The organism is Actinomadura gamaensis, from assembly GCF_042652125.1.
GTDB lineage: Bacteria > Actinomycetota > Actinomycetes > Streptosporangiales > Streptosporangiaceae > Spirillospora > Spirillospora gamaensis.
This window is the reverse complement of the sequence record NZ_JBHSIT010000003.1, coordinates 556,663-581,732: the sequence shown is the minus strand read 5'-3', so window position 1 is coordinate 581,732 and position 25,070 is coordinate 556,663. Positions and strand designations below refer to the sequence as shown.

At 74.1% G+C, this 25,070-nt stretch carries 18 protein-coding genes; 11 read left to right on the top strand and 7 right to left on the bottom strand.

Annotation, left to right across the window (positions count from 1 at the left end):
- Positions 1-68: 68 nt before the first annotated feature.
- Positions 69-1,133 carry a substrate-binding domain-containing protein gene (locus tag ACFPCY_RS12935; RefSeq protein WP_378254652.1) on the bottom strand — a complete coding sequence of 355 codons (1,065 nt, stop codon included), beginning with the start codon at positions 1,131-1,133 and terminating at the stop codon, positions 69-71.
- 347 nt (positions 1,134-1,480) lie between these two features.
- Between ACFPCY_RS12935 and ACFPCY_RS12930 the strand changes: the two genes are divergently transcribed.
- From ACFPCY_RS12930 to ACFPCY_RS12920, 3 genes are all read left to right on the top strand, one after another.
- The gene (locus ACFPCY_RS12930) at positions 1,481-2,329 is read left to right on the top strand and encodes a DeoR/GlpR family DNA-binding transcription regulator (protein WP_378254651.1); all 849 of its coding nucleotides are present in this window, start codon (positions 1,481-1,483) and stop codon (positions 2,327-2,329) included.
- Between the two features lie 92 nt (positions 2,330-2,421).
- Positions 2,422-3,720 (top strand): hypothetical protein, encoded by a 1,299-nt coding sequence (locus ACFPCY_RS12925; protein WP_378254649.1) that lies wholly within the window; start codon positions 2,422-2,424, stop codon positions 3,718-3,720.
- Between the two features lie 214 nt (positions 3,721-3,934).
- Entirely contained in the window at positions 3,935-6,031 is a 2,097-nt protein-coding gene (locus ACFPCY_RS12920) for an MMPL family transporter (protein ID WP_378254646.1), read from the top strand.
- Between the two features lie 45 nt (positions 6,032-6,076).
- On the opposite strand, the gene ACFPCY_RS12915 is transcribed toward ACFPCY_RS12920, so the two are convergent.
- Both ACFPCY_RS12915 and ACFPCY_RS12910 read right to left on the bottom strand, forming a co-directional pair.
- Positions 6,077-6,742, bottom strand: a complete 666-nt coding sequence (locus tag ACFPCY_RS12915; protein ID WP_378254644.1) for a response regulator — start codon at positions 6,740-6,742, stop codon at positions 6,077-6,079.
- The gene (locus tag ACFPCY_RS12910) at positions 6,739-7,920 is read right to left on the bottom strand and encodes a sensor histidine kinase (protein ID WP_378254642.1); all 1,182 of its coding nucleotides are present in this window, start codon (positions 7,918-7,920) and stop codon (positions 6,739-6,741) included. Before ACFPCY_RS12910 ends, ACFPCY_RS12915 begins: the two co-directional genes overlap by 4 nt.
- Positions 7,921-8,101: 181 nt before the next feature.
- Between ACFPCY_RS12910 and ACFPCY_RS12905 the strand changes: the two genes are divergently transcribed.
- Complete coding sequence (locus tag ACFPCY_RS12905) at positions 8,102-9,934, top strand: bifunctional metallophosphatase/5'-nucleotidase (protein WP_378254640.1); 1,833 nt, start codon at positions 8,102-8,104, stop codon at positions 9,932-9,934.
- A 63-nt stretch (positions 9,935-9,997) separates the two neighbouring features.
- On the opposite strand, the gene ACFPCY_RS12900 is transcribed toward ACFPCY_RS12905, so the two are convergent.
- Positions 9,998-10,777, bottom strand: coding sequence for a tetratricopeptide repeat protein (locus ACFPCY_RS12900; protein ID WP_378254639.1), 780 nt, complete (start codon positions 10,775-10,777; stop codon positions 9,998-10,000).
- A gap of 145 nt (positions 10,778-10,922) precedes the next feature.
- Here ACFPCY_RS12900 and ACFPCY_RS12895 point away from each other — a divergent pair, with 145 nt between their 5' ends.
- Positions 10,923-11,357 (top strand): RNA-binding S4 domain-containing protein, encoded by a 435-nt coding sequence (locus tag ACFPCY_RS12895; RefSeq protein WP_378254637.1) that lies wholly within the window; start codon positions 10,923-10,925, stop codon positions 11,355-11,357.
- Positions 11,358-11,458: 101 nt separating this feature from the next.
- Here ACFPCY_RS12895 and ACFPCY_RS12890 read toward each other — a convergent pair whose 3' ends face one another.
- Positions 11,459-12,778 (bottom strand): cytochrome P450, encoded by a 1,320-nt coding sequence (locus ACFPCY_RS12890; RefSeq protein WP_378254635.1) that lies wholly within the window; start codon positions 12,776-12,778, stop codon positions 11,459-11,461.
- Between the two features lie 94 nt (positions 12,779-12,872).
- Positions 12,873-13,883 carry a zinc-binding dehydrogenase gene (locus ACFPCY_RS12885; RefSeq protein WP_378254633.1) on the bottom strand — a complete coding sequence of 337 codons (1,011 nt, stop codon included), beginning with the start codon at positions 13,881-13,883 and terminating at the stop codon, positions 12,873-12,875.
- A 163-nt stretch (positions 13,884-14,046) separates the two neighbouring features.
- Here ACFPCY_RS12885 and ACFPCY_RS12880 point away from each other — a divergent pair, with 163 nt between their 5' ends.
- The 3 genes from ACFPCY_RS12880 (at position 14,047) to ACFPCY_RS12870 (ending at position 20,852) form a co-directional block, all read left to right on the top strand.
- On the top strand, positions 14,047-14,691 hold the full coding sequence (locus tag ACFPCY_RS12880) for a TetR/AcrR family transcriptional regulator (protein WP_378254631.1): 645 nt from the start codon (positions 14,047-14,049) through the stop codon (positions 14,689-14,691).
- A 222-nt stretch (positions 14,692-14,913) separates the two neighbouring features.
- The gene (locus ACFPCY_RS12875; RefSeq protein WP_378254629.1) at positions 14,914-20,445 is read left to right on the top strand and encodes an ATP-binding protein; all 5,532 of its coding nucleotides are present in this window, start codon (positions 14,914-14,916) and stop codon (positions 20,443-20,445) included.
- 245 nt (positions 20,446-20,690) lie between these two features.
- Positions 20,691-20,852, top strand: a complete 162-nt coding sequence (locus ACFPCY_RS12870) for a hypothetical protein (RefSeq protein ID WP_378254627.1) — start codon at positions 20,691-20,693, stop codon at positions 20,850-20,852.
- Between the two features lie 32 nt (positions 20,853-20,884).
- Here the strand turns inward: ACFPCY_RS12870 and ACFPCY_RS12865 are convergent, their stop codons facing one another.
- A complete protein-coding gene (locus tag ACFPCY_RS12865; protein WP_378254625.1) occupies positions 20,885-21,319 on the bottom strand; it encodes an SRPBCC family protein in 435 nt (144 codons plus the stop codon).
- 247 nt (positions 21,320-21,566) lie between these two features.
- Between ACFPCY_RS12865 and ACFPCY_RS12860 the strand changes: the two genes are divergently transcribed.
- From ACFPCY_RS12860 to ACFPCY_RS12850, 3 genes are all read left to right on the top strand, one after another.
- Positions 21,567-22,775, top strand: coding sequence for a Tm-1-like ATP-binding domain-containing protein (locus ACFPCY_RS12860; RefSeq protein ID WP_378254623.1), 1,209 nt, complete (start codon positions 21,567-21,569; stop codon positions 22,773-22,775).
- On the top strand, positions 22,772-23,599 hold the full coding sequence (locus ACFPCY_RS12855; RefSeq protein ID WP_378254621.1) for a phosphoenolpyruvate hydrolase family protein: 828 nt from the start codon (positions 22,772-22,774) through the stop codon (positions 23,597-23,599). The genes ACFPCY_RS12860 and ACFPCY_RS12855 overlap by 4 nt, the downstream gene beginning before the upstream one ends.
- Positions 23,600-23,876: 277 nt before the next feature.
- The gene (locus tag ACFPCY_RS12850; RefSeq protein ID WP_378254619.1) at positions 23,877-25,058 is read left to right on the top strand and encodes a cytochrome P450; all 1,182 of its coding nucleotides are present in this window, start codon (positions 23,877-23,879) and stop codon (positions 25,056-25,058) included.
- Positions 25,059-25,070: the final 12 nt, after the last annotated feature.

Genomic DNA, 25,070 nt, shown 5'->3' with positions numbered 1-25,070 from the left:
GCCGTCAGCGGCGGCCGTCGGCGGGGGCTGTCAGCGGACGCCGTCGGCGGGGGCCGTCGGCGGGGCCGTCAGCGGAGGCCGAGCTTGGCGCAGGACGCGGCGTACACGCCGGTGCAGACCTGGGCCGGTTCGAGCGCGCCGCCCGGCTTCACCACGTCCTTGATGTTCTGCTGCGTCACCACGGTCGGGACGAACAGCTCCGACGGGGTGCCGAACAGCGTGGCGTTGCCCTTCGGCTTCTCGCCCTTCACGAAGCCGTGCGCGGCGACCGCCGCCGCCTCGGCCACGATCCTGATGGGCTTGGAGATGGTGTTGTACTGGTCGCCCGCGACGATCCGCTGCATCGCGGCGAGCTCGGCGTCGTTGCCGGTGACCGGCGGGACCTTCGCGGCGGCGGCCTTGAACGCGGCGATCGACGCGCCGCCGGTGCCGTCGTTGGCGGCGACCACGCCCGCGATCTGCCCGCGGAACTTGCTGATCTGGCCCGTCACCCACTCCTGCGCCTTGGCCGGCTCCCAGCCCGGGGTGTCGAACTCGGCGAGCAGCTTGAACCCGCTCGGGTCGACCGCGCTGTGCACGCCCTTCTTGATCAGGCCCGCCGCGGCGTCCGTCGGGGAGCCGTTGACCTCCAGCAGGCCGCCCTGCGCCCGGGTCTCCTTGAGGTGGTCCACGAGCGACTGGCCGATCATGTGGCCGAGCTTCTCGTTGTCGAACGACACGTAGTAGTCGGCCTTCGCCGCCGGGATCGGCCGGTCGTAGGCGATCACCGCGGCCTTGCGCGACTGCGCCATCCGGACGATCGAGGCCGCCGCCGCCGAGTCGACCGGGTCGATGACGATGACCTTGGCGCCCTGCGCGAGCGCCGAGGTGGCCTGCTGCTGCTGCTTGGCGGCGTCGGCGTTCGCGTTCTGGTACAGCACGTCGCAGCCGCCGCAGAGCTGCTTCATCTTCGCCTTGAACAGCGGCGCGTCGTACTGCTCGTAGCGGGTCGAGGCGATGTCCGGCATCAGGAAGGCGACCTTGGCGTGGTCCCCGCCGGATCCCGACGCCTTGGCGGAGCAGGCCGCGGCCGGGGCGAGCACGGCCAGGGCGGCGGCGGCCGCGGCGACCGCTCGGAGGGAGGGCTTCTTCACTGGGTTCTCCTCGAAGTCCCGCCCGTGAAGAAGGGCGGTGTGGGGGTGGCCGCAGCGGTCGCGCGCCCCGCTGCGGTTGTGAACACAACACCCCGCCGCGCACGAATGTCAACATCAGCCCGTGAACTTCACATCGATACCTGTGATTTAGAGCGGTCCCAACGTGAAGTTCGTAACTTGTAACATCGCCAGTCATCCTCGATGCGCTGGCCAGCCCCGGCGGCTGCCGCGAACTCCCGCCACACGACGCCGTGACGAACCGCGAGACGTAGTACGTTATTTTCAACATCAATGTCACATCGACGCCCCGCCGACCCGCGGCCGGGCGGCCCCGAGAAGGGAACCCGGTGACCGACGACGCACTGCCGAGCACGACCGGACCGGACGCCGACGGCGGCAGCACCCGCAGGCGGCGCGAGGCCATCCGCAAGCGGGTGACCGACGAGGGGTTCGTCCGCATCAAGGACCTGGCCGCCGCGCACGACGTCAGCGCGATGACCATCCACCGCGACCTGGACGAGCTGCAGAGCACCGGCTGGCTGCGCAAGGTGCGCGGCGGCGCGACCGCCGAGCCGTCCGCCAGCTACCACGGCGACGTCCGGCACCGCCGCCAGGCCATGGCCGCCGAGAAGCACGCGCTGGCCGCCGCCGCCGCGGGCCTGGTCGGCGCGGGCGCCACCGTGATGATCGACGAGAGCACCACCGCGCTGGAGCTGGCCCGGCTGCTGCCCGGCCGCGGCCCGGTCACGGTGATCACCAACTTCCTCGCCGCGGTGAACGCGCTGACCGGCGAGCCGGGCGTGGACCTCATCGCGCTCGGCGGCGCCTACTACCCGGCCTACGACGCCTTCCTCGGCCTGCGCACGACCGAGGCGATCCGCTCGCTGCGCGCCGACCTGCTGTTCATGTCCACGACCGCGATCACCAACGGCCAGTGCTACCACCAGTCGCAGGAGACGGTCGCGGTCAAGCGCGCCCTGATGGACTCGGCCGACCGCCGCGTCCTGCTCGCCGACCACAGCAAGTTCACCAAGAACGGGCTCTTCCAGCTCGCCCCGCTCACCGATTTCGACCTGGTCATCGTGGACGCGGCCACCCCCGAGTCCGAGGTCGAGGCGCAGCGCGCGCGGGGCGTCCGGCTGCACGTCCTCGGCCGGGACGGCGCCCCGTCCTGGCCCGCGCCGACCGACCGCTGACCTGCGATCCCACCCTTCGTCCGGACGCGCGGGCGCGCCGCCCGCCGGGCTGAGGGGGGCTTGACAGCCGGGGTAGCTTTCCGGGCCAGACGATGATCATCGTGCGGGGGGACGCCCTCGCGACCGTCGCGAACCGCGGATTCGCCATGCCCGAAATCCCCTCACACCCCGGAGCGAAACCCATGCGCACGTTGCTGCTCAGTTCCGTCCTGGGCGCGGCCGTCGCCGTCGCCGGCACGGCCGTCCCCGCCGGTGCAGCCGTCCCCGCCGCCGGTCCCGCCGTCCCTGCCGCCGTCCCCGCCGCCGGTCCCGCCGCGCACCCGGCGCCCGCACGCCACGGCGCGCCGCCGAAGGAGGTCTACGGCGGGGCGTGGCAGTCCGGCCACGTCCAGGGCATCGCCGTGGACCGGCGCCGCGGCTTCATGTACTTCTCGTTCACCGACCTGCTGGTGAAGACCGACATGTCGGGCCGTCCGATCGGGTCGGTCACCGGCTTCACCGGACACCTCGGCGACCTCGACTTCAACCCCGCGGACGGCCGCGTCTACGGCTCGCTGGAGTACAAGGAGGCCAGGTCGTTCTACATCGCGGTCTTCGACGTGGACCGGATCGACCGGATGGGCATGAACGCCGAGGACGCGGGCGTCGTCTCGACCGTCTACCTCAAGGAGGTCGTGGCCGACTACGCCGCCGACATGAACGGCGACGGCGTCTTCGACGGTAACACCGGCGCGACCCCGGACCACCGGTACGGCTGTAGCGGCATCGACGGCGTGGCTTTCGGTCCGGCCTTCGGAAAGCGCGGCGGCCCGCAGCGCCTGACCGTCGCCTACGGCATCTACTCGAACACGGGACGGTCGGACAACGACTACCAGGTGCTGCTCCAGTACGACATCCGTTCCTGGAAGCGTTACGAAAAGCCGCTCACCCAGCAGTTGCCGCACACGAGCGGGCCGTCCGGGACCGACGGCAAGTACTTCGTCTACACGGGTAACACCAACTACGGCGTCCAGAATCTCGAATACGCGCCCGATTCCGGCACCTGGCTGATGGCCGCGTACAAGGGCGCCAAGCCCGGATTCCCCAATTACTCGCTGTTCGCGGTGGACGCGAAGTCCCGGCCGCGGCTGCAGACGCTGAAGGGCCAGCCGACCGCCGAGAAGGGCGAGGTCCTCCCGCTCTCCCCGCGCGGTGAGCTGGACCGTGCCACCGGCGTTCGCGGCTGGTCGGGGGCGTCCGGACAGTACGGCCTGGTCTCCGTGGGGCACGGCCTCTACTACGTCGTGCAGAGCGCGCAGGTCACCGAGAACGGCGTCACCAAGCAGACCGCGCGCGCCCAGCTCCACCGCTGGACGGCCCAGACCCCGAACCCGTTCTCTCGCATTTCCTGACCATTTCCGCCGGGCACGCCGAACGGCGTGCCCGGCCTTTTCCCCATGCCCGTTCCGCACCGCCGGCAATCAGGGCCCGTACATCTCGGGATGTAGGCGCGGCGGCCTCCTTACAGCTCGGTGTGTAGGCAGGGTGCGATCTCGCGCCCGACGCGGCGGGAACGGCTCGCGAAACACGATGGACGCCTGAACCGAGAACCGAGGAGGCATCATCGTGAACGGGAGCCGAAAAGGTCCCGGTGGCCGCCTGGCCGCGCTGGTCTCGGGCCGGCGCGCCAAATGGGCCGTCCTGGCGTTCTGGATCGTCCTGCTGGTGGCGGTGGGGCCGCTTTCGGGGCGCCTCAAGGACGTCCAGAAGGACGACACGGCCAGCTGGCTCCCGGCAGGGGCGCAGTCCACGCGGGTCGCGAAGCTGGACGAGCGGTTCCGCGCCGGCGAGCCGGTGACCGCCGTGGTCGTGTACGAGCGGACGGCGGGCGTCACGCCCGCCGACGTGGCGAAGGCGCGCGCCGACGCGGCCGCGTTCGCCCGCCTTCCCGGAGCCGGAACCGCGCAGGGGCCGTTCGTGTCGAAGGACGGCCGGGCGCTGCGGACGCTCGTCCCGATCGCCAAGGACGACGCGGCGAAGGCCGTGGCGTCGGCGCGCGACATCGCCGGACGCGGCGCTGCCGGACTGGAGACGCACGTCACCGGGCCCGCGGGCGGCGTCGCCGACCTGAGCGCGGTGTTCGGGTCCATGGACGGCCTGCTGCTGCTGGTCGCGGCGGCCGTGGTCATCGCGCTGCTGCTGCTCATCTACCGCAGCCCGCTGCTCTGGCTGGTGCCGGTGCTGAGCGCGGTGTTCGCGCTCGGGCTGTCGCAGTCGGCGGTGTACCTGCTCGCGAAGCACGCGGGGCTGACGTTCAACGGCCAGACCTCGGGGATCCTGACCGTCCTGGTGTTCGGCGTCGCGACGGACTACGCGCTGCTCCTCGTCGCCCGGTACCGCGAGGAGCTGCGGCGGCACGCCGACCGGCACGAGGCGATGGCGGCGGCGCTGCGCCGCGCCGGCCCCGCGGTGATCGCGTCGGCCGGGACGGTCGCGGTGGGCCTGCTGTGCCTGCTCGCCGCGACGATGAACGGCAACCGCGGGCTCGGCCCGGTGGCCGCCGCCGGTGTCGTCGCGGCGCTCGCCGCGATGGTGACGCTGCTGCCCGCGCTGCTGGTGGTCCTGGGCCGCTGGGTCTTCTGGCCGCTCGTCCCCCGCTACGACCCGGCCGCGCCGCCGCAGGACGAGCACGGCCTCTGGGGACGCGTCGGACGCCTCGTCGCGTCCCGTCCGCGCCTGCTGTGGCTCGGCACGTCGCTGGTGCTGGTCGCGCTGACGTTCGGCCTCGGCTCGCTGTCCGCGCACGGCCTGCCGAACGAGGACCAGTTCGTCACCAAGCCCGACTCGGTGACCGGTGAAGAGGTGCTCGCACGGCACTTCCCCGCCGGGTCCGGCGCTCCCGCCGTGGTCATCGGCGACGCGTCGCGGGCGTCCGGGCTGGCCGCCACGCTGCGTTCGGCGGACGGCGTCGCCGAGGTCGGCCGTCCGGTCGTCGCGCAGGGGCTCGTCCGGTACGAGGCGACGCTCCGGGACCCGGCCGACAGCCGGGCCGCGCAGGACACCGTCGACCGGCTGCGGAAGGCCGTCGGCGGGACCGCCGAGGTCGGCGGGACGGCGGCGGTCGGCCTCGACACCCGCCGCGCCGCCGCCCGCGACAACGCGGTCGTCATCCCGGTCGTGCTGGCCGTGGTCTTCCTGATCCTGGCCGTCCTGCTGCGGGCGCTGGTCGCGCCGCTGCTGATGATCGCGACGGTCGTGCTGTCGTTCCTGGCGACGCTCGGCGTGAGCGCGCTGGTGTTCCGGCACGCGTTCGGCTTCGGCGGCGGCGACGCCTCGTTCCCGCTGCTGGCGTTCATCTTCCTGGTCGCGCTCGGCGTGGACTACACCATCTTCCTGATGCACCGCGTCCGGGAGGAGACCGGACGGTCGGGCACCCGGCGCGGGGTCGTCCGCGGGCTGACCGTCACCGGCGGCGTGATCACCTCGGCCGGGGTCGTGCTGGCCGCGACGTTCGCCGCGCTGACCGCGCTGCCGCTGGTCGCGATGGTGCAGCTCGGCTTCGCGGTGGCGTTCGGCGTGCTGCTCGACACGGTCGTCGTCCGGTCGCTGCTGCTCCCGGCGCTCGCGTACGACCTCGGCGGACGCATCTGGCTCCCCGGCCGCCTCGCCCGGCACGCCGCACCCGCCCCCGACCGGACCGGCGCGCTCGAACCGCTCGGCTGACGCCTCGGAACGCGCGGCCCGCCGCCTCCCCCGGCGGCGGGTCCGCTAGCCGAGCCAGCCCGGACGCACCATGCCGGACTCGTAGGCGAGCACGACCAGCTGCGCCCGGGCGCGCGCGCCGACCTTGGCGAGGATGCGGCTCACGTGCGTCTTCGCCGTCGCCGTGCTCAGCACCAGCCGCCGCGCGATCTCGTCGTTCGACATCCCGGCGGCGACCAGCTCCAGCACCTCCCGCTCCCGCGCGGTCAGCGCGTCCAGCGCCGCGTCGGGCGGGGGCGCGGCCGACCGCAGCGCGAACTCGGCGATCAGCCGCCGCGTGACGGACGGGGCGAGCAGCGCGTCGCCGCGCGCCACCACCCGGACGCCGTGGATCAGCTCCGCCGGCTCGGTGTCCTTCACCAGGAACCCGCTCGCGCCCGCGCGGATCGCGCCGTACACGTACTCGTCCAGGTCGAACGTCGTCAGGATCACCACGCGGACGCCCGCGAGACGCGCGTCGCGGACGATGCGGCGGGTGGCCTCCAGGCCGTCCAGCACGGGCATCCGGATGTCCATGAGCACGACGTCGGGACGCAGCTCGGCGGCCAGCCGCACCGCCTGCGCGCCGTCGTCGGCCTCGCCGAGCACGTCGATGTCGGGCTCGCCCACCAGGATCGACCGGAACCCGGCCCGGACGAGCGTCTGGTCGTCGGCCAGCAGCACCCGGATCACGCGAGGTCCCCGTCCGGGCCGGGGAGCGGCAGCCGCGCCCGCACCCGGAACCCGCCGTCCGGCCGCGGTCCCGCCGTCACCTCGCCGCCCATCGACGCCGCCCGCTCCCGCATCCCGCGCAGCCCGTTGCCACCGCCCGGCCCGCCGCCTGTTCCGCCGTCGTCCACCGGTCCTCGCCCGTCGTCGTCCACCTGCACCACCAGCGCCTCGGCGGACCGCTCGATCCGCACCTCGACCGTCCTCGCCCGCGCGTGCCGCACGGCGTTCGTCACCGCCTCCTGGACGATCCGGTAGCCCGCGAGATCGACCTCCACCGGCAGCCCGGACGCCGCCTCCCGCCCGTCCAGCCGGACCGCGAGCCCCGCCGCGACCGCCCGGTCGAGCAGCTCGCCGACCCGCTCCAGCGACGGCGCGGGCGAGACCGCCGCCACGTCCTCGTCCACCTGCCGCAGCACCCCGAGCGCGGTCCGCAGCTCGCGCAGCGTCTCGCGGCTCGCCTGCTTGATCGCCGCCAGCGCGGCGTAGGCCCGCTCGGGCTCGTCCCGCCGGTGCAGCGCCGCGCCCGCCTGCACGTTGATCAGCGAGATCTGGTGCGCGAGCACGTCGTGCAGCTCCCGGGCGATGCGCAGCCGCTCCTGGACGGCCCGCTGCGCGGCCTCCTGCTCGCGCGTCCGCTCGGCCTCGGCCGCGCGCAGCTCGGCCTGCTCCGTCCGTTCGCGCCGTCCGCGCACGTAGTAGCCGAGCCAGATCGTGATGAGCAGCCCGAGCGCCAGCCACGCCAGCGCGTTGCCGTCCATGAGGCGCCGTCCGCGGGCGAGCCCCACCCCGATGGGCACGGCCTCGACGGCCGCGGCGACGGCCAGCGCCACCCACAACCGGCGCTCGACCGCCACGGTGAACAGCGCGACCGGGAACACCAGCGCGATCGCCCCGCTCGGATAGCCGAGCGGGTAGTACAGCACCACCGCGGCCGTGACGACGCCCAGCACCGTCACCGGGAACCGCCGCCGCACCGCCAGCACGAGCGTGGCCGCCAGGATCAGCAGCACGCCGCCCGGCCACAGCGGACGCTCCCCGCCGGACGCCCGGACGGCCGGAACCGCCAGCACGACGACGGCCGCCACCAGCGCGAGGAGCGCGTCCCCGCGCGGCACCCGGAGCCTTCGGATCGTCCCCACGCGCCCACCGTAACCGGCTTCCTCTCGCGCCACGAGACGTTCGGGGCGGCGCGATGATCTCCGTCCTCCCGGTCCCGCGGTTCACCCGCCGTTCGGCCCCCGGACCGCCCCTGGTGATCACCGGGACAGCTCCACCTGGTCACCTCTTGACGATCTTGGTAGGAGCGCTGAGGAGATCCCCATGGACGAGTGCTGCGGAACCCGGTCGCCCATGTCGCGCCGGGCACTGCTGGCGGCGGGCGCGGCGGCGGGGACCGCCTTCGCGCTCGGACGGCCCGCCTACGCCTCGGAGCGGGCCGTCCCGCACCGGGACGGGCTGATCGACGTCCAGCTGCTCAACATCACCGATTTCCACGGCAACCTGAGGACCCCGACCTCGGCCGCCGACGGATACCTCCCGGACGGGAACGGCGGCGACACCCTGCACGTCGGCGGCGCGGCCTACCTCGCGGCGCACCACCGGCGGCTGCGGGCGCCGCGCAACTCGATCTTCTTCTCGATCGGCGACAACTACTGCGGCGGCGAGCCCCTGGACAACAAGATGCTGTCGGACGAGGGCCCGGTCGAGGCGCTCAACGCGCTCGGCCTGCGCTTCTCCACGCTCGGAAACCACGAGCTGGACTACGGCGTCGACTACTTCCTGCGGCACATGGTCGCGGGCGTCCCGGTCGGCGTCCCCGGACGCGACTCCAGCTTCCGCGACTCCACCGGACGCCGCTACCGGGGGCTCCGGTTCCCCTACTACTCGGCCAACATCGTGTGGCGGAAGACCGGGCGGCCGTTCCTGCGTCCGTACAACGTCGAGTACGTCCACGGACCGCGCGGACGCCGCTACCCGATCGGCTTCATCCACCTGACGCTGGAGCACACCGCGACCGGCTCCAGCTCCTACAACCCCGAGCTGGACGGCCTGGACCCGATCGAGACCGCCAACCGGTACGCCGCGCTGCTCAAGCGGCGCGGCGTGAACGCGCTGGTCGTGTGCGTCCACGACGGCGCGCAGCAGGTCGACAACTGGCACGCGCCGATCAACGGCGCGAACCTGGCGGCGGGCGGCCCCGCGCTGGAGATGGCCGCGAAGGTCGACCCGGACGTCTGCGCGATCATCACCGGGCACTGGCACTGGTGGTTCAACGCGATGCTGCCCGACCCCGCCGGGAACCTCCGCCCGTTCGTGGAGGCGGGGCACGCGGGGCAGATCATCAACGAGATCGATCTCAAGCTCGACCCGGAGACCGGGAAGGTCGTCCGGGACCTCACCCGGTCGACCAACCATCCCGTCACGCTCGACATCGCGCCCGACCCGGCCATGCAGCGCGTCGTCGACCACTGGACGGAACAGGGCGACCGCCGCCACGCCACCCCCGCCGGACGCCTGACCGGCGACTTCACGCCCACGCTGGACGCCGACGGCGAATCGACGATGGGCGATCTGGGCGCCGACCTCATGCTCTGGTCGGCGAACCGGAACCGGCAGGGCCGCGCCGACTTCGGCCTGGTCGCCGCCAAGCCGATCTCCGGCTCCAGCGCCGTCGCCGGACGGCTGCTCTACGCCAAGGGCACGAACCCGGCGGACGAGGACGGCCTGATCCTCTTCGGCGAGGCCTACTCGCAGCTCGGCTACGAGAACCCGATCCTGACCGTCACCCTCACCGGCGAGCAGCTCCGGCAGGCCTTCGAGCAGCAGTGGCAGCAGCGCGCCAACGGCACGGTCGCCCACGGCCCGCTCGCGTTCTCCTCGAACGTCCGCGCCACCTTCGACACCACCCGGCCGGTCGGACGGCGCGTGGACCCCCAGCGCTTCCTCATCGACGGCGAGCCGCTGGACCTCGCGCGGTCCTACCGGGTGGCCGGGCTCGGCTACACCCTCATCGGCGCGGACGGCTACACCGCCCTCTCGTCCTTCACCGCCCCCTACCGCAACGGCCGCGACCACGAGGAGTTCATCGCCTACCTCCGCGCCCACAAGACGATCACCCCGTCGAAGCAGGACCGCATCACCCTGCTTCGATGACAGAAGTGAATTCCCCGCCGGATCGACGCCGCCCGACCGCTCCGCCTGGAGCGAGAGCTCGGCCTAGAAGATGCCCGCGATCCGGGCCGCGCCCTGCGTGCGGATCTCGTCCAGCTGACGCCGCGCCTTCGGGTGTCCCGCCTCGGCGGCGGCCTCGAAGTGCCGCACGGCCTCGTCGGTGGCGCCTCGTCCGTCCAGAAGGACGGCGAGGTTGTAGGCGGCGTCGCGGCCGCCCGCCTCCGCGCCCCGGCGCCACCAGCGCTCGGCCTCGTCCACGCGCCGCGCCTTGTAGCAGGACGCGCCGAGGTTGCTCATCGCGACCGGGTCGCCCTTTCCGGCGGCCCTGAGCAGCCAGCTCTCCGCCTCGTCCGCGCGGTCGAGGGCCTCCAGCACGCTGCTGAGGTTGACCATCGCCTCGGTGTCGCCGCTCTCGGCGGCGATCGTGTAGAAGGTGGCGGCCTCCTCCGTCCGCCGCTGGCGGGCGAGCATGAACCCGAGATTGTAGGCCGCCGTGGCGTCGCCCGCCTCGCCGGCGGCGCGCCACCAGCGTTCGGCCTCGTCGGGACGCGACCGCTCGTCCGCGAGGTAGCCGAGGTTGCGCATCGCGGGGGCGAACCCGGCGTCCGCCGCCTTGAGCCACCATCGCTCGGCCTCGTCCTTGTCCCGCTCGACGTGGGAGAGCCCGAGGACGTTCATCGCCCGCACGTGCCCGGCCCCGGCGGCGGCGCGGTAGAGCGCCTCGGCCTCCGCGGTCTCGCCCGCCTCGTCGAGGGCGCGCGCCCGCCGGTACTCGTCCTCGCCCGCTTCCACGCCGTCCTCGCCCGCTGCCGCGTCCTGCCGCACGCCCGGTCCTCTCCGCCGCCCGCACCGGAGGGAGATCCTTCCACGTTCCGGTCCTCGCCGAGGGCCGATGATGATCTCCGGTTCGGAGGCCGGGCGGCGGAAAATGCGGCGTGGGCCGTGCGGGGGCGCGGCTAGAGTGCGGATCATGGCAGGCGAGGAGACGGTGCGGGTCGATCTCTGGATCTGGTCGGTCCGGCTGTTGAAGACACGGTCGCAGGCGACCTCGGCGTGCCGCGCCGGGCACGTGCGGGTGAACGACGAGCGCGCGAAGCCCGCCACGACGGTCAAGGCCGGGGACGAGGTCCGCGTCCGGCACGAGGGGCGCGAGCGGATCGTCGTCGTGAAGAAGGTCATCCGCAAGCGGGTCGGTGCGCCGGTGGCCCAGGAGTGCCTGGTCGACAACAGCCCGCCCCCGCCGCCGCGCGAGCTGACGATGCCCGTCGGCCTGCGGGAGCGCGGCGCGGGCCGTCCGACCAAGCGCGACCGCCGCGAGCTGGAGCGCCTGCGCGCCCAGCGCGACGCGCCGCTCTTCGGCGACCCCGACAAGATCCGCCGCCGCCTCGCGAAGGAGGACGGCTAGCCACCGCGCGGCGCGACGTCCACGAGGACGGCTAGCCGGCGCGGGGCGCGACGTCCACGAGGACGGCTAGCCGGCGCGGGGCGCGACGTCCACGAGGACGGCTAGCCGGCGCGGGGCGCGACGTCCATCCTGATGTCGCCGTCCGCCCACAGGACGAAGCGTTCGATCGGCCTGATCGTCTGGCCGGGCGCGAGCGCGAAGCGGAAGCGTTTCAGCAGGACGGCCAGGACGAGCCGCGCCTCGACCGTCGCCAGCGCCGCGCCCTCGCAGCTGCGGGGGCCGACGCCGAACGGCAGGTGGGCGAGGCGGGGCCGTCCGGCCGAGGCGGCGGGCGTGAAGCGGTCCGGGTCGAACACCTCGGGTTCCGGCCAGTACTCGGGGTTCATGTGGACGGCCCAGAACGGGTAGAAGAGCGTCGTGCCGGCGGGGATCGCGTATCCGCCGAGCGTCAGGTCCTCGGTGGTCTCGCGCGCGCCGTACGGGCCGGGCGGGAACAGGCGCATCGACTCCTTGAGCACCCGGTCGAGGTAGGCCAGGCGCCTCAGGTCCGCGTAGTCCGGGACGGTACGCTCCCCCAGGACGGCGTCGGTCTCGGCGGCGGCGCGCTCCGCCGCGTCCGGGTGGCGGGACAGCAGGTACAGGGTCCAGGAGATCGCTACGCCGGTCGTGTGGTGCGCGGCCATCATGGTCATCAGCACCGTGTCGCGGATGCGCGCGGGGGACGTGCCGGCCCGGACCAGCGCCGCCACGAGGTCGCTGCGGTCGTCCGGCCGCGCCGCGTCCCGGTGGGCGGCGAGGACGTCGTCCACCGTGCGGCGCAGGTAGGCGAGGGAAGCTGCGGCCCGGTCGCTCGCCGAGTCCGAAGCCTCGACCTGGTACAGCCGCGCGAGGTATTCGGTCAGGACGTCCTCGAAGGCGGAGACGACCTGCTCGGACCGCTCCGGAGGCAGGGCGCTGCCGAGCGCGTACTCGCACACCATGCGCAGCGACAGCTCGCTCAGGTCCTTCTGCGTCTCGGCCCAGCCCTGCTCCTCCCAGCGGTCGGCGAGCTGGACGGCGAGTTCCGCGAACCGGGCGAAGTGCGCCTCGTGCGAGGGCCGTCCGGCCAGGACCGACAGCATCGCCTTCCGCCACGGCGCGTGCTCGGCCGCCGGGAGCGTCTGGAGGTTGCCGGACTCCTGGAGCGGCGCCAGGAACGCGAACAGCTTCTCCGGCCGCTTGTCGATCCCGGCCGTGGCCTCCAGCAGGACGGGGTCGGCGACCGAGACGGCCTCGTCCGCTCCGGGCAGCGGGAAGCGGACGACCGGGCCGTACTCGGCGTGCAGCTTCAGCTGGTAGTGGTGCAGGCCGCCCGCCGCGGCGACGGCCTCCGCGCCGTCTCCCGGGGGCGGGCCGGGGATCCGGTCCAGGTCGCCTCGCATCGGCACTCTCCCGTTCCGGGGTGACGGACAGGTGCCGGGTGGGCATACCCGGGGACGGCGCGGAGTAGTGGTCGGATCCGGCCGGGCGGCGGCGTCACGGCTTCAGGACGATCCGGATCGGGTCGCCGTCCTTGGTCTCCAGCGCGTGGACGGCCTTCTCGGCGTCCGCGAGCGGGACGACGGCGCTGACCGACCGGGAGAAGTCGAGACGGTGCGCGCCCAGCAGCCGGACGAGCTCGACCACGTGCTCCGGCGCGGAGCCGTAGTGCCCGAGCAGCTTCTTCTGGAAGAAGCTGAACATGGTCCCGTCGGTGACGGTGATGGGCTTGTCGGTGAGGCCGACGAGGGTGAGCCGCCCGCCGGGCGCGAGGACGGCGACGGCCTGCTCGCGGACGGCCGGGACCCCGGCGAAGTCGAACGCGGCGGCCAGGCCCGCGCCGCCGGTCGCGGCGAGGACCTCGTCGCGGAACGCGGGGTCGGCCGGGTCGAGGGCGAGGTCCGCGCCGAACTCCAGCGCGCGCGAGCGGGCGGCGGGCAGCGGGTCGACCGCGACGATCGGGGCCGCGCCGGCCAGCCGGAGCAGCTGGACGCCGTGCGCGCCGAGCCCTCCGACGCCCCACACGCCGACCGCCTCGGCGGGGCGGACCCCGGCGGTCGCGGTGATCGCGGCCCACGGGGTGGAGACCGCGTCGGGGACGAAGCACGCCTGCTCGAAGGGCAGGTCGTCCGGGATGGGGACGAGGGTGTCCTCGCGGGCGAGGGCGTACTCGGCCCAGCCGCCGTCGTAGTCCACGCCGCGCGTGTAGGTCCGGCCGCCGCGCTCCTCGCCCGCCTGGAGCAGGACGCGGTCGCCGACCTTCGCGGCGGTGGTGTCCGGGCCGAGGGCGTGCACGGTGCCCGCGACCTCGTGGCCGAGGGTGACCGCGTCGCCGTCCAGCAGGAACGGGGTGAGGGTGCCGTCGATGAGGTGCGCGTCGGACAGGCAGACCCCGGCCGCCTCGACCCTGACGAGCACCTGGCCCGGTCCGGGCTGCGGCACCGGGACCTCGTCGAGCTGGAACCGGCGTCCGCCGTCGCCGCTGAAGTGAAGCCGTCCGGCCAGCATGATCGCCTCCTGTCCCGTCGCGCCGCGCCGGAGACCGGCGCCGCGACGGACGTTCTCGCAGGTAGTTACACCTTTCGGAACAGTCGACACAGTGTTGATGTTCCCGACGTGGTGTAGATCTCAACACCGTGTCGACGGACTCGACGCTGCTAGGATCGGCGGCATGGCGACGTCCCGGGCCTCGCGGAGCCGCCGCTCGTCCCGCCCGTCGGGCGACGAGCGGGAGGCGGCCATCCTCGCCACCGCCGAGCGGCTGCTGGCCGAGCGCCCGCTCGCCGACATCTCCATCGAGGACCTCGCGTCGGGCGCGGGCCTGTCCCGCCCGACGTTCTACTTCTACTTCTCGTCCAAGAAGGACGTCCTGCTCTCGCTGCTGGACCGGGTGGCCGAGGAGGCCGACCGGGCCCTGGTCCCGCGCCCGCCGTCCCCGATCGCCGACCCGGCGGCCTTCTGGCGCGACGTCCTCACCGCGTTCCTCGCCGCCTTCGGCGAGCACCGCGCGGTCGCCGCCGCCGCGGCGCAGGCGCGCGCGGACGATCCGGAGATCGACGCGCTCTGGAGCCGCCTCATGACCGGCTGGGTGGACCGCGACGCCGAGGTCATCGAGGCCGAGCGCGCCGCGGGCGCCGCCCCGGACGGCCCGCCCGCGCGCGAGCTGGCCACCGCGCTGAGCCTCATGGTCGAGCGCTCGATGAACGCGCTGTTCGCCGGGCAGCAGCCGGCCCTCGACGAGGACCGGCTGATCGACACGCTGCTCCACGTCGTCCTGAACGCGGTCTACCGCCCGGCGCCCGGCGGCGGCGACTGAGCGAGGCGCGGCAAGAGCGCAGCGTGAGCGACGCGCCACGTTGAGGCGCCGGTCGGCGGGGACGTGTTTTGTGGGGTTCCCACAAGCCGGAGGGTCCGGCACGTGTGGGCGCACACCTTGGTTCCGGGGGTCCTGATCGGACAGTCTGGAGAGCGGACTTGGTGATGCCCCCGTGCCGGGCGTCACTCTTCGTTTTGAGCGGGTGTTCAGGAGGCTCGGCCGGTGTTCAGGCGTATCGCGATCGTCAATCGCGGAGAGGCCGCGATGCGGCTCATCCATGCGGTGCGGGACCTCTCGGCGGAGACGGGGGCGCGGATCGAGACGGTCGCGCTCTACACCGACGCCGACCGCGGCGCCACGTTCGTCCGAGAGGCGGACGTCGCCTACTCGCTGGGCCCCGCGTCCGCCCGGCCCTACCTGGACCTCGCCGTCCTGGAGCGGGCGCTGGTCGCGACCGGCGCGGACGCGGCGTGGGTCGGCTGGGGCTTCGTCGCCGAGGACCCGGCGTTCGCCGAGCTGTGCGACCGGATCGGCGTGACGTTCGTCGGGCCGTCCGCCGAGGCGATGCGGCGGCTGGGCGACAAGATCGGCGCGAAGCTGATCGCCGAGGAGGTCGGCGTCCCGGTCGCGCCGTGGAGCCGCGGCGCGGTCGAGACCCTGGAGGACGCGCTGCGCGCCGGGGACGAGATCGGCTACCCGCTGATGCTGAAGGCGACCGCGGGCGGCGGCGGGCGCGGCATCCGCAAGGTGGCGTCGCGGGACGAGCTGACCGACGCCTACGAGCGGACGAGCCAGGAGGCGCTGCGCGCGTTCGGCTCCGGCGTGGTGTTCCTGGAGCGCCTGGTCACCGGGGCGCGGCACGTCGAGGTGCAGGTCATCGCGGACGGCCAGGGCACCGCGTGGGCGCTCGGCGTCCGGGACTGCTCGGTGCAGCGCCGCAACCAGAAGATCATCGAGGAGTCGGCGTCGCCGGTGCTCGCGCCGGAGCAGGTCGCCGAGCTGAAGGCGTCCGCCGAGCGGCTGGCCAACGCGGTCGGCTACCGGGGCGCGTGCACGGTCGAGTTCCTGTACCACCCGGGCGAGCGGCTGTTCGCGTTCCTGGAGGTCAACACCCGGCTCCAGGTCGAGCACCCGATCACCGAGATCACCACGGGCACCGACCTGGTCCGGCTCCAGCTCCACGTCGCGGCCGGCGGGCGGCTGGAGGGCGAGCGGCCGGCCGAGAGCGGGCACGCCATCGAGGCGCGGCTGAACGCCGAGGACCCCGACCGCGACTTCGCGCCCGCCCCCGGCCGGATCGCGCGGCTGGTGCTGCCCGCCGGTCCGGGCGTCCGGGTGGACACCGGGGTCGGCGAGGGCGACCGGATCCCGGCCGACTTCGACTCCATGATCGCCAAGATCATCGCGTTCGGCCGGGACCGGGACCAGGCGCTCGGCCGGCTGCGCCGGGCGATGGCCGAGACCACGGTGGTCATCGAGGGCGGCGCGACCAACAAGAGCTTCGTGCTGGACCTGCTCGACCGGCCCGAGGTGGTCGACGCGACCGCCGACACCGGCTGGATCGACCGGGTCCGCGCGGAGGGCGGCCTCGTCGCGCACCGGCACGCGGCCGTCGCGCTCGCCGCCGCAGCGATCGAGGCGTACGAGGAGGGCGAGCGCGCCGAGCGGCACCGGCTGCTTGCGACCGCGTCCGGCGGACGGCCGCAGGCGCGGCACGAGTCGGGGCGCCCGCTGGAGCTGAAGCTGCGCGGCGCCGGCTACCGGGTGCGGGTCGCGCGGGTCGGCGCGCAGCGGTTCCGGGTCGGGCTGGAGGCGGGCGACCAGGTCCGCACCGCCGACGTGGAGCTCGACCGGTTCGACCGGCACGCCGGGCAGATCGTGGTGAACGGCGTCCGGTACCGGCTGCTGACCGGCACGCACGGCCCGGTCCACCTGGTCGAGGTGGACGGCGTCGCGCACCGCATCAGCCGGGACGAGGGCGGCGTCGTCCGCTCCCCCGCGCCCGCGCTGGTCGTCGCGACGCCGCTCGCGGTCGGCGCCGAGGTCGAGGCGGGCGCCCCGATCCTGGTGCTGGAGTCCATGAAGATGGAGACGGTGCTGCGCGCGCCGTTCAAGGCCCGGCTGAAGGAATGCCTGGTGTCGGTCGGCGCCCAGGTCGAGACCGGCGCGCCGCTGCTGCGGCTGGAGCCGCTCTCGGAGGAGGCCGCCGACGCGTCCGGCACGGCCGCCGACCTGGACCTGCCCGCCGGGCCCGACTCGGTGCCGCCGCACGAGCGGGCCGTCCGGGGACGGGAGGAGCTGCGCGGCCTGCTGCTCGGCTTCGACGCCGACCCCTACGACGAGCGCCGGACGCTGGACGGCTACCTGGCCGCGCGCCGGACCGCCGCCGAGCACGGCGACCGCCCGGTGGCCGCCGAACTCGACCTGCTGGCGGCGTTCGCCGACATCGCCGAGCTGGGCCGGACCCGTCCGGCGCCCGGCGTCGGCATCGACGGCCGCCGTACCGGGGGGCACGCGTACAGCCCGCGCGAGTACTTCCACACCTACCTGCAGAGCCTGGACGTCGAGCGGGCCGGGCTGCCCGAGGACTTCCGCGCCCGGCTCGCCACGGCGTTCGGCCACTACGGCGTCACCGACCTGGACCGCTCCCCCGAGCTCGAATCGGCGGTGTTCCGGATCTTCCTGGCCCAGCAGCGGGCGTCGGCGAACACCGCGGTCGTCACCGCGCTGCTGCGCGCCTGGCTGGAGGAGCCGCCCCCGGAGGAGGCGCTGCGGGAGCCCGCCGCCCTCGCCCTGGAGCGGCTGATCTCCGCCACGCAGGTCCGCTTCCCGATGGTGTCCGACCTGGCGCGCGGCGTGGTGTTCGCGTGGTTCGGGCAGCCGCTGCTGCGCCGCAACCGCGCCCGCGTCTACGCCGGGGTGCGCCGGCACCTGCGGCACCTGGACGCGCACCCCGGCGCGGCCGACCGCGCCGAGCGGATCGCCGAGATGGTGCGCAGCACCGAGCCGCTGGTGCGGCTGCTCGGCCAGCGGCTGATCCGCGGCGGCCCGGACGGCGCGGGCCTGGACAACTCGGTCATGCTGGAGGTCCTGACCCGCCGCTACTACGGCAACAAGGAGCTGCTTGACGTCCGGACCGCGACGGCCTCGGGCTGCGCGTTCGTGATCGCCCGGCGCGCCGGATCGTCGGTGGTGTCGGCCGCGGTCGGCTTCGAGCGGCTCGGCGCCGCGCTGGACGGCCTCGCCGAGCTGGCCGGCGGCCCGAGCGCCGGCGACGCCGAGGCGGGCGGCGCGACCGACGCCGAGGCAGGCAGCGCGATCGACGCCGACATCTACCTGTCCTGGGAGAAGCAGCCCGAGGACTTCGACGCCATGGCCGCCGCGCTGCAGCGGGTCCTCGCCCTGCACCCGCTGCCCGGGCGGGTGCGGCGGCTCACCGCGACCGTCGCGGGCAGCGGCGGCGCGGTCATGCACCACCACTTCACGTTCCGGCCGTCCGCGGACGGCATGGTCGAGGAGCGGCTGATCCGCGGCCTGCACCCCTACATCGCGCAGCGCATGCAGATGGAGCGGCTGAGCGCGTTCGACCTCACCCGGCTGCCGTCCTCCGACGAGGAGGTGTACCTGTTCCGGTGCGTCGCGCGGGAGAACCCGTCCGACGAGCGGCTGGTGGCGTTCGCGCAGATCCGGGACCTGACCGCGCTGCGCGACCAGGACGGCGCGCACGTCGCGCTGCCGATGGCCGAGTACACGATCGCGACGTGCCTGGACTCGATCCGGCGGGCGCAGGCGGAGCGGCCGTCGAACAAGCGGTTCGCGACGAACCGGATCGTCGTCTACGTCTGGCCGCCGAGCGACCTGTCCCGCGCCGAGCTGGAGCAGATCTTCGAGCGGGTGCTGCCGACGGCCGAGGGCGCGGGCCTGGAGGAGATGCTGTTCATCGGCCGCCGCCGCGACGAGGAGACCGGCGAGCTGCGCAAGGTCGCCGTCCGGATCCGGTTCGACGCGGCGGGCGGCGCCGAGCTGACCATGGGCGAGCCGCCGGCCGAGCCGGTCGAGCCGCTGGACGACTACCGGCAGAAGGTGCTGCGCGCGCGCAGCCGCAACACCGTCTACCCGTACGAGCTGACTGGCCTGCTCGGCGACTTCGTCGAGCACGACCTGGACGGCGAGCACCGGCTGGTGCCGGTGGACCGGCCGAAGGGCCGCAACACCGCCGCGATCGTCGCGGGCGTGGTGACCACGCCGACCGCGCGGCATCCGGAGGGCGTGACCCGCGTCGTCCTGCTGGGCGACCCGACCAAGGCGCTCGGCGCGCTGTCGGAGCCGGAGTGCCGCCGCGTCATCGCCGCGCTGGACCTGGCGGAGCGGATGGGCGTCCCGCTGGAGTGGTACGCGCTGTCCGCCGGGGCCCGGATCTCGATGGAGTCCGGCACCGAGAACATGGACTGGGTGGCGGCCGCGCTCAAGCGGATCGTCGAGTTCACCCAGGACGGCGGCGAGATCAACGTCGTGGTCGCGGGCATCAACGTCGGCGCGCAGCCGTACTGGAACGCCGAGGCGACGATGCTGATGCACACCAAGGGCGTCCTCGTCATGACGCCCGACTCGGCCATGGTCCTGACCGGCAAGCAGTCGCTGGACTTCTCCGGCGGCGTCTCGGCCGAGGACAACTTCGGCATCGGCGGCTACGACCGGGTGATGGGCCCGAACGGGCAGGCGCAGTACTGGGCGCCGGACCTGCCGTCCGCGCGGGACGTGCTGATGGCGCACTACGACCACACCTACGTCGCGCCGGGCGAGTCCGGGCCGCGCACGATCGGCACGTCCGACCCGGTGGACCGGGACATCCGGGACTTCCCGCACGTGGTCGAGGGCAGCGACTTCACCCGCGTCGGCGACGTGTTCTCCGCCGAGCACAACCCGGACCGCAAGAAGCCGTTCGACATCCGGACGGTCATGCGGGCCCTGTCCGACCAGGACCACCCGGTGCTGGAGCGGTGGGCCGGGATGGCCGACGCCGAGACCTCGGTCGTCCAGGACGCGCACATCGGCGGGCGGCCCGTCTGCCTGATCGGGATCGAGTCGCGGTCGGTGCCGCGGCGCGGCTTCCCGCCCACCGACGGCCCGGACGCCTACACGGCGGGCACGCTGTTCCCGCAGTCGTCGAAGAAGACCGCGCGGGCGATCAACGCCGCGTCCGGGAACCGTCCGCTGGTCGTGCTGGCGAACCTGTCGGGCTTCGACGGCTCTCCGGAGTCGATGCGCAAGCTCCAGCTGGAGTACGGCGCGGAGATCGGCCGGGCGATCGTGAACTTCGAGGGCCCGATCGTGTTCTGCGTGATCTCCCGCTACCACGGCGGCGCGTTCGTGGTGTTCTCCAAGGCGCTCAACCCGAACATGACGGTGCTGGCGCTGGAGGGCTCGTTCGCGTCCGTGCTGGGCGGCGCGCCGGCGGCGGCGGTCGTGTTCTCCGGCGAGGTCAACGCCCGGACGGCGAACGACCCGCGGGTGACCGCGCTCCAGGCCGAGGTGTCGGCGGCGGTCGGCGCCGAGCGGGTCGCGCTGACCGCGCGGCTGGCCGAGGTCCGCGCGTCCGTCCGGTCCGAGAAGCTGGGCGAGGTCGCGGCCGAGTTCGACCGCGTGCACAGCATCCAGCGGGCCGTCGAGGTCGGCTCGGTGGACGCCATCGTCAGCGCCGCCGAGCTGCGCCCGCGCGTCATCGAGGCGATCGAGCGCGGCCTGCGGAAGTGACCGTCCCGCGGCGGCCCGCGCCCCTTCGCGCGGGCCGCCGCGGAGCGGGACGGCCGATCGGGACGGCCGATGGGGCGGCCATGGGACGGCCGATCGGGACGCTGCGGCGAGGCGGTTTCACAGGAGTTCACCGGGGTCACAGGGCCCCGTCCGGCGCCGCCCGCACCACCCGGCACTCTTGACAAGATCCCCTACCGGGGTTGACTGTCCCCGAGAGATCTTTCGCCGGAGAGGAGGCGCGGGGCATGCCGACCCTGGACGCCGGAGACGCCTACGCCGCCGCACTGTCGGAGACCGCGCGGCTGCTCATGGAGGAGGCCCTGCTGCGCGAGGCGATCGCGGACCTCACGGCTGACGACGCCGAGTGCGCCGGGACCGGCCCGCCACGCCCCCGCCCCGAGCCCTGATCCGCCCGGGCCCGGCGATGCGCCGGGTCGCGTTACCGCTTGCGGGCGTACTCGCCGAGTTCGGCGAGCCCGGCGGCGAACACCGCGTCGCGGAAGAACGGCGTGAGCCGGACGGTCTCGGCCTCGTCCGCCTCGTAGTCGGCCCACCACTCGGCGAACGCCTGCCCCGACGCGGTGATCGGCGCGACCCGGATCGTCGCGTGGTAGCGCCGCACGGGGAACGGGCTCTCCAGGAACTCGTAGGTCTGGACGAACGCGACGTCGTCCAGGCCGGTGAGCCGCTCCACGAAGACGGCGTCGCCCGCCGTCAGCCGCCGGACGGCCCCGACCGTGTGGTCGCCGCCCTCCTGGAGGACGCAGGTGTCGAGGGCGGGATGCCAGTCGGCGATCGCGCCGAAGGCGCGCACCGCCTCCCACACCTTGTTCACCGGGGCGTCGATGACCGCGCTCGCGTAGGGCTTCGGCATGGCGCCATCATGACCCACCCGCCGCCACGGGCCAAGGACCCGCCGCGGGCCTCCGCGCTCGCGGCGTCGGCCGGGCGGCGCTCGTGATCGCCCGGCCGGCGCACGTGGGCGGCAGGGCGGTGCGCGTGATCGGCAGGGCGGCGCGCGTGGGCGGCCGGGCGGCGCGCGTGGGCGGCCGGGTGGTGCTCGTTGCCCGGTCGGGCGGGGGTCGATAGCGTCGGGCGCGTCGAGGGAGGTGGCGAGGACGATGGCCGATGACAGGGGCCGCGTGGCGTACGTGGTCGGCACGTTCGACACCAAGGGCGCCGAGCTGCGGTACGCGGCGGAGCTCGTGGCGGCGGCCGGGGTGCCGGTCCGGACGGTCGACGTGTCCACCGGGGAGCCCGCGAGCGGCAGGGCGGACGTGACGCCCGCGGACGTCGCGGCGTTCCATCCGGACGGTCCGGCCGCGGTCTTCACCGGGGACCGCGGGACCGCCGTCTCGGCGATGGCGGTCGCGTTCGAGCGGTTCCTCACCGCGCGCGACGACCTCGCCGGCGTCCTCGGGCTCGGCGGCAGCGGCGGCACCGCGCTGATCGCGCCCGCGCTGCGCGCGCTGCCCGTCGGCGTCCCGAAGCTGGTCGTGAGCACGGTCGCGGCCGGGGACGTCGGCGCGTACGTCGGGGTCAGCGACCTGACGATGATGCACTCGGTGACCGACGTCGCCGGGCTGAACCGGATCTCGCGGCAGGTGCTCGGGAACGCCGCGCACGCGCTCGCCGGGATGGTCGCGCGTCCGGTGCCGCCCGCCGAGGACCGTCCGGCCGTCGCGCTGACCATGTTCGGCGTGACCACGCCGTGCGTGACCGCGGTCGCCGAGCGGCTGGCCGCCGGCCACGACACGCTCGTCTTCCACGCCGTCGGCACCGGTGGCCGCGCGATGGAGGCGCTCGTCGGGGACGGGCTGGTCGACGCCGTCCTCGACATCACCACGACCGAGATCTGCGATCTCGTCGCGGGCGGGGTGTTCAGCGCGGGTCCCGGACGGCTCGACGTGTTCGCGCGGACGGGCGTCCCCTACGTCGGGTCGTGCGGCGCGCTCGACATGGTGAACTTCGGCGCGCGCGACACCGTCCCCGACCGGTACGCCGACCGGCTGTTCTACGAGCACAACGCGCAGGTGACCCTGATGCGCACCAGCCCGGACGAGTGCCGGGAGATCGCGCGGTTCATCGCCGCGAAGCTGAACGCCTGCGACGGCCCGGTGCGGTTCCTGCTGCCGGAGGGCGGGGTCTCCGCGCTGGACGCGCCGGACCAGCCGTTCTGGGACCCTCAGGCCGACCGCGTCCTGTTCGAGACGCTGGAGGCCGAGGTGCGGCAGACGGCCGACCGGCGCCTGGTCCGGTCGCCGCACCACGTCAACGATCCCGAGTTCGCCGCCGCGCTGGTCGCGGCCTTCCAGGAGGTCTCCCGATGAGTTTCGCCCGCGCCGAGCTGGTCGAGCGCTTCACCGACATGGCCCGGCGGGGCGAGCCGATCGTCGGCGGCGGCGCCGGGACGGGCCTGTCCGCCAAGTGCGAGGAGGCGGGCGGGATCGACCTCATCGTCATCTACAACTCCGGCCGCTACCGGATGGCGGGGCGCGGCTCGCTCGCCGGGCTGCTCGCCTACGGCAACGCGAACGAGATCGTCGTGGAGATGGCCGCCGAGGTGCTGCCGGTCGTGAAGAGCACGCCCGTCCTCGCGGGAGTGAACGGGACCGACCCGTTCCTGCTGCGCGGCCCGTTCCTGGCGAAACTGCGCGAGCTGGGCTTCTCCGGCATCCAGAACTTCCCCACGGTCGGCCTCATCGACGGCGTCTTCCGCGCCAACCTGGAGGAGACCGGCATGGGCTACGGGCTGGAGGTCGAGCTGGTCGAGGCCGCCCGCGCCGCCGACCTGCTGACCACGCCGTACGTGTTCTCCGAGGACGACGCGCGCGCGATGACCCGCGCCGGGGCCGACCTGATCGTCTGCCACATGGGCCTCACCACCGGCGGCGCGATCGGCGCGGAGACCGCGAAGACGCTGGACGACTGCGTCGCGCTCATCGACGCCTGGTCGGACGCCGCGCTGAACGAGCGCGACGACGTCCTGGTGCTGTGCCACGGCGGCCCGATCGCCGAACCCGAGGACGCCGGGTACGTCCTCGCGAACGCCAAGAACTGCCATGGGTTCTACGGCGCGAGCAGCATGGAGCGGCTGCCGGCCGAGCGCGCCCTGACCGCGCAGACGCGGGCGTTCAAGCAGCTACGCCACTGACGCGTACGGAGCTCGAACGGAGCGCGGACGGCGGGTGCCGACAGGGTTTCCGTCCGCCTTGTTCGGCGAGTCCTGACAATGGACATCGACCGGAGCCGGGGTTACCTTGCCAGCAGTGATCACGTAAGCCCACTGTCCTCCTTTACCAGGGAGCCGCGTGGACAACGATGTGATACACGCGCGTACCGAGGCGAACCCCCGGCACGGGCGTGCCGCCACTCCCCCAGGCCCTCCGCCGTCCGACTCCCCACCGTCCGCCCCCCTGCCGTCCGATCCGGTGTCCGACCCGCTGCCGCCCGACCTCCCGGCGTCCGACCCGCTCCGCAGGCTCGCCGAACCGGCGGCGCTCCGCGACCCGCATCCGGTGTTCGACGAGCTCCGCTCGCGCGCTCCGGTCGCCTGGCACGACGGGCTCGGCACCTGGCTGCTGACGCGCCACGCCGACTGCGCCGCGGTGCTGCGCGACGGCGCCCGCTTCGCGTCCGACCCGCGCCGCGCCGGGATCGACATGCCGCCGCAGGCGGTGAGCGTCCAGACGCTCGACCCGCCCGGGCACACCGCCGCGCGCCGTCCGCTGGTAGACGCGCTGCGCGAGCTGGACCGCGCCGAGGTCGCGCCGATGGTCGCCGAGCGCGCCCGCGCGATGCTCGGCGAGCTGGAGGGGCTGCCGTCCTTCGACGTCGTCGCCGACTTCTGCGAACCGCTCGCGGTGTCCACGATCTGCCGGTACCTGCGGGTGCCCGAGCCGGACCCGGCCTCCTTCGTCCCCGCCGCCGAGACCGTCGCGGCCGGGATGGACGCCGGGGTGTGGCCGGAGCGGGCCGAGGCCGCGATGGATGCGCGGGCGGAACTGTCCGCGCTGACCGCCGGGTGGCTCGCCGACCCGCCGCCGGACGGGATCGTCCGGGTCGTCGCCGACGCCGTCCGCGCGGGCGACCTGGACCGGACGGTCGCGGCGAACACCCTGCGGGTGCTGCTCCACGCGGGTTACACCTCGGCGAGCAAGCTGCTGTCGCTCGCGGTCGTCGCGCTGCTGGACGCGCCCGGCGCGCTCGCCGCGTTCGCCGCCGACCCGTCGCCGCGGGCCGTGGACGAGCTGGTCCGGTACTGCTCGCCGGTGCAGGCGCTCGGCCGCGTCTGCGTCGAACCCGCCGAGGTGGGCGGGCAGCAGATCGAGCCCGGCCAGGACGTGACGCTGTTCCTCGGCGCGGCCAACCGCGACCCGGCGCGCTTCGACCGGCCGCACGAGCTGCGCCTCGACCGGCGCCCGAACCCGCACCTGGGGTTCGGCAAGGGCGCGCACTCCTGCCTCGGCGCGTCGTTCGCGGCCGTCCAGGCGCGGGTGGTGCTCGCCGTCCTGGCGGAGCGTTCCACGGCACTGCGCGCCCTCGGCGCGCCCGAGTTCCGGGCCGCCCTGACCCTGCGCAGTCCCGCCCGTCTGCGCGTCGCGCTGGACTGAGCAGGGTCGGAC

What these genes read in the sequence shown, in the direction of transcription:
- ACFPCY_RS12890 (WP_378254635.1), bottom strand. Translation starts at nt 12,778, where the DNA reads ATGCGAGGCGACCTGGACCGGATCCCCGGCCCGCCCCCGGGAGACGGC.
- ACFPCY_RS12870 (WP_378254627.1), top strand. Translation starts at nt 20,691, where the DNA reads ATGCCGACCCTGGACGCCGGAGACGCCTACGCCGCCGCACTGTCGGAG.
- ACFPCY_RS12865 (WP_378254625.1), bottom strand. Translation starts at nt 21,319, where the DNA reads ATGCCGAAGCCCTACGCGAGCGCGGTCATCGACGCCCCGGTGAACAAG.
- ACFPCY_RS12885 (WP_378254633.1), bottom strand. Translation starts at nt 13,883, where the DNA reads ATGCTGGCCGGACGGCTTCACTTCAGCGGCGACGGCGGACGCCGGTTC.
- ACFPCY_RS12860 (WP_378254623.1), top strand. Translation starts at nt 21,567, where the DNA reads ATGGCCGATGACAGGGGCCGCGTGGCGTACGTGGTCGGCACGTTCGAC.
- ACFPCY_RS12855 (WP_378254621.1), top strand. Translation starts at nt 22,772, where the DNA reads ATGAGTTTCGCCCGCGCCGAGCTGGTCGAGCGCTTCACCGACATGGCC.
- ACFPCY_RS12880 (WP_378254631.1), top strand. Translation starts at nt 14,047, where the DNA reads ATGGCGACGTCCCGGGCCTCGCGGAGCCGCCGCTCGTCCCGCCCGTCG.
- ACFPCY_RS12895 (WP_378254637.1), top strand. Translation starts at nt 10,923, where the DNA reads ATGGCAGGCGAGGAGACGGTGCGGGTCGATCTCTGGATCTGGTCGGTC.
- ACFPCY_RS12925 (WP_378254649.1), top strand. Translation starts at nt 2,422, where the DNA reads ATGATCATCGTGCGGGGGGACGCCCTCGCGACCGTCGCGAACCGCGGA.
- ACFPCY_RS12905 (WP_378254640.1), top strand. Translation starts at nt 8,102, where the DNA reads ATGGACGAGTGCTGCGGAACCCGGTCGCCCATGTCGCGCCGGGCACTG.